Annotated in this window: 13 protein-coding genes; 6 read left to right on the top strand and 7 right to left on the bottom strand. The window is 42.7% G+C overall.

Features of this window, described 5'->3' with window-relative positions:
• The first annotated feature begins 259 nt into the window (after positions 1-259).
• Positions 260-943: a MarC family protein gene (locus tag DN068_RS19375; protein WP_207799046.1), complete on the top strand. Its 684-nt coding sequence runs from the start codon at positions 260-262 to the stop codon at positions 941-943.
• A gap of 290 nt (positions 944-1,233) precedes the next feature.
• On the opposite strand, the gene DN068_RS19370 is transcribed toward DN068_RS19375, so the two are convergent.
• Positions 1,234-2,265 carry an MBL fold metallo-hydrolase gene (locus tag DN068_RS19370; RefSeq protein ID WP_207799044.1) on the bottom strand — a complete coding sequence of 344 codons (1,032 nt, stop codon included), beginning with the start codon at positions 2,263-2,265 and terminating at the stop codon, positions 1,234-1,236.
• Between the two features lie 19 nt (positions 2,266-2,284).
• Positions 2,285-2,704 carry a GNAT family N-acetyltransferase gene (locus DN068_RS19365; protein ID WP_111000593.1) on the bottom strand — a complete coding sequence of 140 codons (420 nt, stop codon included), beginning with the start codon at positions 2,702-2,704 and terminating at the stop codon, positions 2,285-2,287.
• Positions 2,705-2,793: 89 nt separating this feature from the next.
• On the opposite strand from DN068_RS19365, the gene DN068_RS19360 reads away from it, so the two are divergent.
• The 5 genes from DN068_RS19360 to DN068_RS19340 all read left to right on the top strand — a co-directional run bounded on the left by DN068_RS19360 (position 2,794) and on the right by DN068_RS19340 (position 6,131).
• Positions 2,794-3,156, top strand: a complete 363-nt coding sequence (locus DN068_RS19360) for a toxin-antitoxin system YwqK family antitoxin (protein ID WP_111000592.1) — start codon at positions 2,794-2,796, stop codon at positions 3,154-3,156.
• Positions 3,157-3,194: 38 nt separating this feature from the next.
• Entirely contained in the window at positions 3,195-3,584 is a 390-nt protein-coding gene (locus DN068_RS19355; protein ID WP_111000591.1) for an energy transducer TonB, read from the top strand.
• Positions 3,585-3,661: 77 nt separating this feature from the next.
• A complete protein-coding gene (coaBC, locus tag DN068_RS19350) occupies positions 3,662-4,873 on the top strand; it encodes a bifunctional phosphopantothenoylcysteine decarboxylase/phosphopantothenate--cysteine ligase CoaBC (protein ID WP_111000590.1) in 1,212 nt (403 codons plus the stop codon).
• Positions 4,854-5,768: a type IX secretion system protein PorD gene (porD, locus tag DN068_RS19345; protein WP_111000589.1), complete on the top strand. Its 915-nt coding sequence runs from the start codon at positions 4,854-4,856 to the stop codon at positions 5,766-5,768. Before coaBC ends, porD begins: the two co-directional genes overlap by 20 nt.
• On the top strand, positions 5,769-6,131 hold the full coding sequence (locus DN068_RS19340; RefSeq protein WP_111000588.1) for a DUF4296 domain-containing protein: 363 nt from the start codon (positions 5,769-5,771) through the stop codon (positions 6,129-6,131).
• A gap of 417 nt (positions 6,132-6,548) precedes the next feature.
• On the opposite strand, the gene DN068_RS19335 is transcribed toward DN068_RS19340, so the two are convergent.
• From DN068_RS19335 to DN068_RS19315, 5 genes are all read right to left on the bottom strand, one after another.
• The gene (locus DN068_RS19335) at positions 6,549-7,799 is read right to left on the bottom strand and encodes a PDDEXK family nuclease (RefSeq protein ID WP_111000587.1); all 1,251 of its coding nucleotides are present in this window, start codon (positions 7,797-7,799) and stop codon (positions 6,549-6,551) included.
• Positions 7,800-7,876: 77 nt separating this feature from the next.
• Entirely contained in the window at positions 7,877-8,677 is an 801-nt protein-coding gene (locus DN068_RS19330) for a GIY-YIG nuclease family protein (protein ID WP_111000586.1), read from the bottom strand.
• Positions 8,678-8,933: 256 nt separating this feature from the next.
• Entirely contained in the window at positions 8,934-9,680 is a 747-nt protein-coding gene (locus DN068_RS19325; protein ID WP_123985417.1) for a hypothetical protein, read from the bottom strand.
• Positions 9,681-9,775: 95 nt separating this feature from the next.
• Positions 9,776-10,966 (bottom strand): pyridoxal phosphate-dependent aminotransferase, encoded by a 1,191-nt coding sequence (locus DN068_RS19320; protein ID WP_111000584.1) that lies wholly within the window; start codon positions 10,964-10,966, stop codon positions 9,776-9,778.
• A 72-nt stretch (positions 10,967-11,038) separates the two neighbouring features.
• Positions 11,039-11,551 carry a response regulator gene (locus DN068_RS19315; RefSeq protein ID WP_111000583.1) on the bottom strand — a complete coding sequence of 171 codons (513 nt, stop codon included), beginning with the start codon at positions 11,549-11,551 and terminating at the stop codon, positions 11,039-11,041.
• Positions 11,552-11,644 lie beyond the last annotated feature (93 nt).

Raw genomic sequence — 11,644 nt, 5'->3', positions numbered from 1 at the left:
TTTTACCCGGCGCGAAATCAGGTTGCCACTTCGTTTCCACAGCTTTGCTGTTTGCCAACTCATCGCAATGACCCGCGGGGTTGCACAAAATGTGTGTATTAATTGATGCAATGAATAACAACCAGACGATTCGAAGTCGTCCGATTATTATGCATGTTGTGGCGTTGTGATCGCCGTGAGAGAAAAACTTTGCGCCTTTGCCTCTTAGCATCTTTGCGGGAAACATCTTAAATTAGTATTTGCGCTAACTCACATTTTCATGCAGATACATCATTTAATCTACGGCTTTACTTCTGCGTTTCTGGCGTTGTTTCCGCCGGTTAATCCGATAAGCGATGCGCTCATTGTAAACCGGTATCTGACAGGATTAAGTGAGCGTGAACGAAAGCTGGTTGTATGGCGGATTACGCGCAACTGCATGCTGGTTGGCATCATCAGCCTCATTCTCGGACATCTCGTTTTACAACTGTTTAATCTTGCCATTCCCGTCATACAACTGGCTGGCGGAATTCTCATCTGCAAAGCTGGATTTGAAGGATTGCAGGATTCCGAAGCAGAGAGTGAACATAAAAAATCGGGCAATAGGGTAGCAGACGGTGGCACATTTGCTAAAATTGAAAACAAAATATTTTATCCGCTTTCTTTTCCGATCTGTTTAGGGCCAGGTACCATTTCCGTGATCTTTACACTCATGGCCAGCTTGCCTTCAAAACGTGATAACATGGTGGAACTGGCGTTGAGCTACGGTGTCATTATCCTGGCCGTGATTATTTTATGCGCCCTGATCTATATCTGCTGTCTGCAGGGCCAAAAACTGATGGAACGCCTCGGTGAATCCGGCGGTGTAGTGATTACGAAACTGGTTTCGTTCCTTACGTTTTGTGTAGGAATACAAATTGCGGTGACGGGGATTTCAAAGATTTTTCATCTCAATATTCTTTAGTCACCCCTAGCCCCTAGAGGGAGATTACAACGTGAGCTTCGTACTCATTTCGCGGGACCCTTCCTTCGTCAGGGTGACAAACGCGAGTAGTAGCCTCCTCCAGCTCCTCCGAAGGAGGAGAACTTTCTGCGGGTTCTTCGCTCCTATTTCGTGGCATGTTCTGTATAATCGATTTTCTGGCGATGAAATGTGCGACGCAACTATGTTTTACCGGAGTGCTCCCGCTTGTTGCAAATATCTTGCATTATTGGGGATTTGCTCGCGTTGAGTGTCCTCCTCCTTCGGAGGAGTTAGAGGAGGCTCCACCATTGCTTATCCGGAAAATCTTTGCCAATTCTCACCGGTTCGCCAATCATCGGTGTGATGATTTTTTGATTTAGTTCTGCAGCGTGTTTTACCAGACGTTTGATTGGTTCGTCCCACGGATGTAGTGCGAGGTCGAATTTCCCCCAATGTACTGGCAGCAAAACTTTTGCATTTAGATCAATCGCGGCTTGTACCGTTTCTTCCGGCATCATGTGGATATGCGGCCAGTTTTTATTGTATTGTCCGCATTCTAGAATCGCAAGATCAAATGGACCGTATTCTTCGCCAATCTTTTTGAAGTGAAAATCGTAGCCAGAGTCGCCACCCAGATATAAATTGTAATCGCCCGTCTTGAGAATGAATGAACCCCAGAGCGTTTCGCCGCGTTTTAGTCCGCGACCGCTGAAATGCCTACCAGGTGCAGCTGTGAGCGTTGTGTTGCTGTCGACTTGTTGCGATTCCCACCAGTCGAATTCGGTAATATTTTCAGGCGGCACGCCCCAATATTCCAGATGCGAACCAACGCCGAGCATGGTATAGAAATGCGTTGTTTTATGTTTCACTTGCAGCATGGTCGTGTAATCCATATGATCATAGTGATCGTGTGTGAGGATCACCATATCGAGGTCTGGAAAATCAGCGATGGAAAACACATTAGTACCTGCAAATGGTTTGATCATAAACGGCACTGGCGATGCATTTTTCCCGAAAACAGGGTCTACCAGTATTTTCTTACCGTTGATCTGCAGATAATAGCTAGAGTGTCCAAACCAAACAATAACCGGCGCATCAGTTGGTAAATTGCGCAGGTCTGCATGAATTACCGGCAGTGGTTTGTCGGGGCGAACATTCTTCGGCTTGTTCAGGAAATCCTTCAATGTTTTCCAGAAGCTGGCGTCTTCGGCCATTACTGGCGTTGGTGATAAATTATGAAACACCCCTTTTCTATAATTAGGCGATTGCATCATTCTTTGTAACCGCGCTCCTGAAGGTCTTTTGCCGAAAGTTCTTGCCATGATATGAAGGTAGCGACTACTACAATTTCTTCAATAAATATTTGGGAGATTCTGTGTACCCCTGACGAAAATAAAAACGATGTGCATCGGCACGGTGTGTATTGCAATGCAGGAAAATGCCTTCACAACCGCGTTCTATAGCTTTTGCCGTGGCGTAATCTTCCATTGCTTTGCCAATTCCTTTGCTGCGCATGGTGTTATCAACTGCGAAAAAGCTGATCGTCGCATAATCGCCGCGACGTGCTATCTGTGGAATGAAATGTACCGACATAAAACCAGCTACTTTTTCTTCCGTTTCATAAACAAACATCAATTCGTCGGGATCTTGCAGCATGCGTTCTAGTTTTTCCGGAAGAAAGGCTTCTGTGCCAGGATAGCCGAGTTGGGTGAGCAATTCGGAAATGGCAGAATGATCTTGGAGAGTAGCAGTGCGGATCATAGCTTGAGTTATAAGTTCTAAGTTAGAAGTTATGAGTTGTTATGATGGGAGTTTTTGGAATAATATATTTGCAGGTAAATTTTTTATAAGTGAAGAAACTATTTCCTTATCTGGTGGTGCTGTTGAGCCTGCCGTGTTTTGTAAAAGCGAATACCGATACCCTTTTTATCAGTTCGAAAGGTCAGCTTGTTGATGCGCGAAGTGCTGAATATTTTCAGGTAAATCAGGAAGGGAAACAGAAGAAGTATTCCGTCAATCAGTATTGGATGGATGGTGTAATAAAATTTGAAGCCCAAACGAACAATCAGGAGAATTGGGGAATGGATGGTATTTGCATTTACTATTGGCATACCGGCAAGAAAAAAAAGGAAGGTGCTTTTGTGGATGGACGCAAAAAAGGGTTGTGGAAATATTATGATAGTCTGGGACGCCTTACACGAGAGAGTCTCTAACCGATACTGAAAAATGGTATAATCCGGAGAAGGGATTTGTGTCTAACAAAATTGTTTATAAAGAAGGGAAAATTATTTCTTCGACTTTTTTTGATGAAAGTGAAAAGGAAATTGACACAACCGGGAAACCCTATGATAATGTTATTGAATTGAAATATAAGGGTGGCTTGGTCCAATTCATTGTTGACAATATTAAATATCCGCCAGAAGATCGGGACGAAGGCATTCAAGGTAAAGTATATGTCAGAATCTTCCTTGACGCAAATGGCAAAATGGTAGATTATGATATTATAAAAAGTGTATCAAAAGGCTGTGATCGTGAAGTCGCTCGCTTGATTTCGATTATGCCTGACTGGGAACCAGCACGTGTGGAAGGGAATCCAGTCGATACTAGAGTAGTTTTTCCGATCACTTTCCGTTTGGAATAATTACCCTTTAGTCTGGAACCAGACCGCCCAAAAAAGCGTAATTTGCAGCAAGTATTGAAGTTACAGCCACATTTCAGATGAATTTATCAGGTAAAAAGATCGTATTGTCCGTCACGGGCAGCATTGCAGCTTATAAAACACCGCAGCTGGTTCGTTTGCTCATAAAAGCAGGCGCCGAAGTAAAGGTGATTACGACTGCTGCGGCCGAAAAGTTTGTGAGCCCGCTTTCATTGGCGACCGTTTCCAAACATCCGGTACTCAATAGCGTGACCGACGGTGCTTCCTGGAATAATCACGTAGAAATGGGGCTTTGGGCGGATGCAATGATTATTGCACCTTGCAGCGCTAATACCTTAGCCAAATTGGCCAATGGCCTTTGCGATTCGCTGGTCAACGCAGTTTATCTTTCAGCCAGATGTCCTGTTTTTATTGCGCCGGCAATGGACGAGGATATGTGGATTCACCCAAGCACCCGAGCAAATCTGCAGAAAGTGCAGTCTTTTGGCAACCATATCATTCCTGTGGCACATGGCGAGCTCGCGAGCGGATTGATCGGAGAGGGGAGAATGGCGGAGCCGGAGATGATTGTTTCTTATCTCGATAGTTTTTTAGGAAAAAAACAACTTTTGGCGGGCAAGAAAGCGCTGGTTACGGCTGGGCCGACTTATGAACGCATTGATCCTGTTCGTTTTATCGGTAATTTTTCTACCGGCAAAATGGGCATCGCGATAGCGGAAGAATTGGCAGCGAATGGCGCGGAAGTAACATTGGTTTTGGGGCCGTCGCACTACAGTGCTACTCATAAAAATATCACAACCATTCATGTAGAAAGTGCGCGTCAGATGTATGACGCCTGTATGGCACATTTTGACGGAGCTGAAATTTCAATTCTCGCTGCGGCTGTGGCAGATTACCGTCCGGAAGAGGTGGCGCCGCAAAAAATAAAAAAGCAATCGGATACGTTAGAGGTTAAGTTTACCAAAAATCCGGATATTCTAGCCAGTCTCGGAGCGATAAAAAAGGAAAATCAACTGTTGGTTGGTTTTGCGCTTGAGACGAATAATGAAATGAGCAATGCGCTGAAGAAGCTGCAAAATAAAAATGCAGACATGATTGTGCTGAACTCATTGCAGGACGAAGGTGCTGGTTTCGGACACGATACAAACAAAATTACCATCCTAGATCGTAGTGGATCGCATGTTACTTTGCCTTTGCAGAGTAAAAAAGATGCGGCTGGTGCGATCATAAAATACATACTGGAAACACAACATGTACCGGAAAATAATTAGTGTCTTTTGCCTGCTGGCCTGCAGCTTGTTTGCGCAAGCACAGGAACTCAACTGTAAGGTGAAAGTGATGCATGAAAAAATACAGAACACCGATCCGCAGGTATTCACCGCGATGGAACGTGCAATCACGGAGTTTCTGAACACGCGTAAATGGACAACTGATGAATATCAGGTAACGGAACGCATTGATGTGAACGTGCTCATTAACCTGACGGATAAAACATCTGACGATATCTATTCAGCCACGATTAATATCCAGTCTACAAGACCGGTGTATAATACGAACTACAACACGTCTATGGTCAATTATATGGATCGTGACCTTGTGTTTCACTACGCGCAATACAGCAATCTTACATTTGATGATAATCGTGTGAGCGGCACAGACCCGATGGAATCTAACCTTACTGCAGTGCTGGCTTATTATGCGTACGTCGTTCTCGGTCTGGACTATGATAGTTTTTCACCGAATGGAGGCAATGCTTATTTTAAAAAGGCACAGAATGTTGTGAATAATGCACCGGAATCTAAAGCTATATCGGGCTGGAAAGCATTTGAAGATAAAAAGAATCGTTACTGGCTGGTGGATCAGTTGCTGAGTCCGCGGTTTTCTACGTTCCGTACTTATTGGTACAGTATGCACCGCGAGGGTTTGGATAACATGTTTTCGAAACCGGCAGATGCACGCAAGAAAATCCTGGCAGGTATTCCAATCTTGTCACAGCTCAACAAAGACAATCCGTCGGCGATGCTGATTCAGTTTTTCTTTACCGCAAAGAGTACAGAGCTTGCCAGCGCAGTGGCACAATTGCCACGTGAAGAACGTGGGACTTATGTGACGATGCTTGCTGCGATGGACGTACCCAATACTACTAAATACAATAGCTTAAAATAAATGGCCTTCAAATATTTCCGTTCTTTTTTACTGATCGTTGTTTTTACCAGTCTTGCTTTTTCCTGCAAGAAAGAAGAACCGCATTTGTCACAAGAGACGATGAGGTCAATTCTTACAGATATTCAGCTGGCGGAAACGTATTCGACGATGGTGCTAAAGGATTCCACGCATCCGGTTATCGATAAGAATATGGATTCGCTGGCGCTTTTCTATAAAGAGATTTTCCGGCACTACAACGTAACGCAGGAAGAGTTTCAGAGCAGTATAAAATGGTACCAGCTGCATCCCGACGAGATCGATAGTGTGTACGCGCGTATGTTGGGCGATTTTAATAAAATGGAAGGCAGTAATCCGACGAAATAGTGAATCGCCGAGTTGTGAGTGTGAAACGTCAAGGTATTTAATTGCAAAACGGTCAGACGGCATGAGTCGTCTGACCGTTTTCTTTGATACAGTGGGTGAATTTGCGAATGTCAATAATAATATGGTCACCCTGACCAATTATTCGGTACCCGCAATCAAAAGACAATGACACCTTGATTTAGCAAAAGTCCTTCAAATCTGGCTTCGAACCATCATTCTCCTACTTTTTTTATGCCAAAAAAAGTAGGCAAAAAAGGGCAGTCTAACCCAGATCACTCCGTGGCTTAGACGGTCGCTTGATTGAGCTTCATTGCTACTGTGCTGCCAAACTAAGAGCCTTGAAATTGAACTCAATTTTAAATGTGTCATTGGCACGCAGGAAGGGTCCCGCGAAATAGCACTCTTTGATTCAATTTCCTACGAGCCGTTTTTTTGTCCGGTAAGCGTAATCTCATCAACGTAACTTTTCATTCTATCCATAAATTGTGCGTACACAGGTTTGAGGTCAGAAAGATTTGAATATTTATTCCAGCTGTTTTTTGTCACTAGATTTTGTTGGATACCGGGAAGAATGGCCGCAGTGTCTTTTGCCAGATCATAACTTAATTCCAGAGGTAGCCCGAGTTTAATTAATTGTCCCTGCGAAAATCCCAGATACACCATTCCTGTTTTGTCGACGGTGAATAAAGCTATTTTTACATCGCTTCCCTGCGGATCGGGTAGTTTAACGCCAAAGCTGCCGGAGTTCCATTCGATGTAATAACCGGCATCCTGAGCATCTTTTATTATCTGTTTTGCAAAATCGGCGATTTGTCCGGTCGTCTTCAATTCCAGCCGCGCCAGATAATCTTCGGCAGTAATGGAGAGTCTGGCCGTAGCTGTTTTTTTATCCGTTGCTTCATTTCCAAGATCTGTCTCAATATTAATTTTCAAATCATCAGCATTGGATCCTTCAATTCGTACGATTGCTCTTGTGATTTCCTTTGTTCGTGTTACGATTTGTGGAATCACGATAAGTGAATTGTTATCCGCGCTTAGCTTGAAGACTTGCAATTCAATTAATGCTAACGTAAAATGTAATTGAGGTGATTGACTTAAATAGTCAACCATATCTTCCACACTTTCCCGAATGCCATCTCCTACAATGAGGAGCAGGAACCGTCCGCGTTTTAAGTTTTTGCTGATGTTGTCTACAAAAAATTGCTCGTCAGATTCATTGAGGTTTGATTGCTTTTGAACAGTTGCCCAAAGTCCGTCTGAATTACTATTGTGAAGGCGATTATACGCGACGATGGCATTATTTAAGTCGGTAAAATTCCATTTGTGTAACTCCTTTGCATAGTCTATTATTTGCCCTACAACTTCACGTCTTGCTTCTGGATTTCGCCAAAGTTTTGTTTCTACGATAGTCAGATATCCGTCGGGCGAAACAAACAAATTATCGAGATAACCTGCGGCTGTTGCAATTTCCCGACCAATAGCAATCAGTGGACTGAAGCTAGGTTCAATTTCATTAGTAGGTAAGATCGCTGGATTATTGTGGACTAGTTTCTGTATCCATTCTTCATTAAAGTCTTTTCCGTCTAATGGAAGTCGTACGAGATTGGTAGCAGTTCCATTTTCTACATGGATGGGTTGTCCGTTGCTTCTGTTTCCTTTGGTTACCATTTTTATTGGGATTTAATGAGTATAGATCTCTCTTCGTAAGGCGAGATGGTTGAATAAATGCGCCGGATATTAAGTTGCTAATTATCGTTAAGTCCGAAAGAGTTTGTTCCGAGTTTTCTTTTAAACAGGGTTTCTTTTTTTATGGCTTCATCATTTGTAATTGTTCGTGGGAGAAGCATTAGAACAGAAAATTGAAAATGATTTCCGTGAGTTGGGTCATTAGTGATAAGTTCCTTCAACATTTTGTTGTTGCCATGCCCATTAGTGGAAACATAATCGCACCAACGCCCCCAAATTCCATTTTCTCCATAAGCAGAGCCAACATATAGTTTACCTGTTTTTGTGTCGTTGATTAAATAGATGCCTTTTGTGGCGGAAAGCATTTTCTTCCAATCGCTATATTGCCTTGTCACAATTTCTTTCAGCTCGTCAAAATTCAAAATGAAGTCCGAATAGTCAGTAAACTGTTTGTAATGAAGTCCGGGATGGATTTCTATTACTTCCATTTCATTTTTTATCCACTGATGCCAGGAAATAGCGTTTTCCCATCTTATAATGACCCGTTCCTTCAAGTCTTCAAATCCGGCAACCTCTTCCATCTGATATTCAAAACGGCCCGATGCTGAAAATAGCTTGTCTGTTACTTTGTAAACTCCTATAAAACGCGACAGCAAGCCTTCTTCACCAACGAATGAAACAATATAATCAACACTATTGAATATATCTTTTGTTTGAGAATTTTGATAGGCTAAAAAAGCAGCGCGGTCCGTTCTGTACAAACTGTATATATCTGTTCGGCTGTCCTTATGCCTCACGAGTTTAATTTTTGCGGATTGGTCGAGTCCACGATTGAAGAGGAGTTCCTGAATGGTTATCATTTATCAAGGTGTTAGCGGGTTTGCGAAGTTTTTCTGTCGATTAAAAACATTGAAGCCTAAAATAGTAATTCTTTTCACCTCGCGAAATCGGATTCAGTTGAGCGAAGTCTCCAGACTTCGTTCGTGCGGAAGCGGTCTCTGACCGCAACTGTATTGATGTTTAGTGTACTTATTCCACGAGATTTCTCTTTCGAAGAAATGGCATGAAAAAACGTAAGCTATGTTGTTGCATTGTCTATTGTCAACTGTTTATTGTTTACCGCATCCAGCCTTCAATTTTAAAATTCTTCTCCGCAATTTTACGCTCTGGTGCACCGTTTGCTGGTACAAACCATAGTTCAAATCTGGCGGCATAAAATTTGCCCCAATCGCCTTCATAAATGATAAAATTTTTTGGTCCTCCATATTTATTCAGGCCCATCCCTAGATGTATCGTGGTATCAGAAGGATTAAAAACATCAATTCTACTATCAGCTTTTAGCTCTTTAGCAGACAACGGATCATTGTGCGTTATTTCAAATGCTTTCAAATAACAATATCCCTTTTCGATGTTTTTTATCCAAATGGCATAGTTGTAAAAGCCTCGCTGTCCTCCTTTATAAAGCTGGAAGTCAGATAATATGTCTGATGGTGAGAATGTGGTATCTGACGGTATGTTGATAGTAATATTATGGGGAATAATCAGTTTGTCAGCATAATGGTCGGGTGAAAATTGTTCTTTTAAAAATGCCATAATTGAAATCACAGCAATCATTACCATTCCAACGATTAACGCCCCGAAACTCAACAGAGATTTTTTAAACTGCCTTTTTACTAATTGATAGATAATGGAAAAAATGATTGGCAGCATTGCGAAACAGCAAATTAAGAATGCAATTCCCTCAGCGGTGAAATTGCCGGAAAGCCAGTGAATGCAAACCAATAAAACCAAACTGAAAGCGAAGAAAAGAATTGGTCTGGTCCAATTAGTAAAGAAGCCGACAATGAATTTTTTAGGGTTCATCAGGAATGTTTATTAGGCCGCAATATTATCGATAAAAACTAAAAAGGCCGTCTGATCCAGACAGCCTTTCACTATAAAAGAGGAAACCTAAAAAACTATTTCAATTTGCCCAATGCTTCTGCAATGCGTTTTACAGCGTTCTCCAGATTTCCCATGCTGGTGGCAAAAGAAAGACGGAGACACCTGTTTGCACCGAAAGCGCTGCCCATTACGGTTGTTACATGACCTTCGTGGAGCAGATACATTGCCATTTCTTCATCGTTGTTGATGGTCGTTTCTCCGAAAGATTTTCCAAAGAAAGAGCTGATATCGGGAAATGCATAAAACGCGCCTTCCGGATTATTGATCTTCACACCTGGAATATTCGCCAGTGCCGGAATGATAAAATCACGACGTTGCAGAAATGCTTCAGTCATCAGCTTCGTTGGTGCCATATCGCCAGTGAGCGCTACCACGCCCGCCCGCTGCGAAATAGAATTGGCACCCGATGTAAACTGCCCCTGGAATTTTTCACAGGCTTGTACAATTTCTTTCGGACCAGCCATATAACCCAGACGCCAGCCAGTCATCGCGAACCCTTTAGAGAATCCGTTGACAACAACTGTACGGTTGCGCATGGACGGGAACTGAGCAATGCTTTCATGCCCGCCGCGGAAATTGATGTATTCGTAAATCTCGTCGCTGATGACCAGGATATTCGGATAGCGTTCGAAAACTGCTACCAATGCAGCGAGGTCTTCTTTGCTATAAACGGTACCTGTTGGGTTGCAAGGCGAAGAGAAAATAAACATTCTTGTTTTCTCTGTAATCGCTGCTTCCAGTTGCGCGGGTGTAATTTTAAAATCCGTATCGATGGTGCAATCCACAAACACGTTCGTGCCTTCTGCTAATTGTACAAGTGCGCCATAAGTAACCCAGAATGGAGTAGGGATGATTACTTCATCACCCGGATTAATCGTACAGAGAATTGCGTTAGCCAGAGATTGTTTTGCGCCAGTGGATACCATTACTTCTTCCGGTGCATATTGCAGGCCGTTGTCGCGTTGTAATTTGGTGCAGATCGCTGCACGTAATTCTGGGATACCAGCTACCGGCGGATACTTGGTATAACCGGCGTTCATCGCTTCAGTAGCGGCGTTGCAAATATGTTCAGGCGTACGGAAGTCCGGTTCGCCGAGGCTTAAATCAATAATATCCAGACCCTGAGCTTTCAGTTCGCGGCTGAGTTTGGCCATACGAATCGTTTGTGGCTCAGAGAATCTTTTCAGTCTGTCTGCTAATTGCATGATGTGCACTTAATAAAATAGAAGCAGCAAATGTAAATAAGATGCTGTAAAAAAGGAGACGCGGGTCAAGGTTTATAAATGGGAATAAGCGTCTGTGAAGAACATCAGGTAAAACGCCAGCAGAATGATCAGGCCAATACCTACGGCAAGCAGGATAATGGTCTTTTTATATGCATTATTGATGGTTTTTACTTTGTGCAGTTCGCTGATATTATTCAGGATGTTTTCTGTACGTGAAAAAGCAGTTTCGCCTTTTACCACGTAGTCGTAAGCACCATATTTGATACTGTCTACAGCAACTTCGATTTTATCCTGACCAGAAAGCATAATCACCTGAGTGTCTGGTGCTTTGTCTTTGATCTCCTTCAGGATTTCCACGCCGTTTTTTGCGTCAGCGCGATGTGCATTCAGATGGTAATCCAGCACAACAATTTCCGGGTTCAGATTCAGGTTTTGCAATGCTTCTTCGCCATTGTCGTAAACCTTGATATCATACAAAAAACGTTCAGACAGGTAGTCCTTCAACATTTCGTTCTGAATAGGTTCATCATCGACCAGGAAAATGACGCGCTTTTGGTCTGCCATAGAAATTGATTAGATTTTGTAGAAAAATAGATAAATATATTAAAATGCCAAAACCTGTTTGTGATTAAGTATTCTTTAATTATTCACAAACAG

Origin of the sequence: Taibaiella soli (assembly GCF_003236175.1) — a bacterium.
Lineage (GTDB): Bacteria > Bacteroidota > Bacteroidia > Chitinophagales > Chitinophagaceae > QKTW01.
Note: the sequence above shows the minus strand (reverse complement) of the source record. Positions and strands in the feature narration are given on the sequence as shown.

Bases quoted from the DNA above. Each gene is read 5' to 3' on its own strand.
- DN068_RS19330 (WP_111000586.1), bottom strand. From the start codon at position 8,677: ATGATAACCATTCAGGAACTCCTCTTCAATCGTGGACTCGACCAATCC.
- DN068_RS19375 (WP_207799046.1), top strand. From the start codon at position 260: ATGCAGATACATCATTTAATCTACGGCTTTACTTCTGCGTTTCTGGCG.
- DN068_RS19335 (WP_111000587.1), bottom strand. From the start codon at position 7,799: ATGGTAACCAAAGGAAACAGAAGCAACGGACAACCCATCCATGTAGAA.
- DN068_RS19365 (WP_111000593.1), bottom strand. From the start codon at position 2,704: ATGATCCGCACTGCTACTCTCCAAGATCATTCTGCCATTTCCGAATTG.
- coaBC (WP_111000590.1), top strand. From the start codon at position 3,662: ATGAATTTATCAGGTAAAAAGATCGTATTGTCCGTCACGGGCAGCATT.
- DN068_RS19320 (WP_111000584.1), bottom strand. From the start codon at position 10,966: ATGCAATTAGCAGACAGACTGAAAAGATTCTCTGAGCCACAAACGATT.
- DN068_RS19370 (WP_207799044.1), bottom strand. From the start codon at position 2,265: ATGGCAAGAACTTTCGGCAAAAGACCTTCAGGAGCGCGGTTACAAAGA.
- DN068_RS19325 (WP_123985417.1), bottom strand. From the start codon at position 9,680: ATGAACCCTAAAAAATTCATTGTCGGCTTCTTTACTAATTGGACCAGA.
- DN068_RS19315 (WP_111000583.1), bottom strand. From the start codon at position 11,551: ATGGCAGACCAAAAGCGCGTCATTTTCCTGGTCGATGATGAACCTATT.
- DN068_RS19340 (WP_111000588.1), top strand. From the start codon at position 5,769: ATGGCCTTCAAATATTTCCGTTCTTTTTTACTGATCGTTGTTTTTACC.
- porD (WP_111000589.1), top strand. From the start codon at position 4,854: ATGTACCGGAAAATAATTAGTGTCTTTTGCCTGCTGGCCTGCAGCTTG.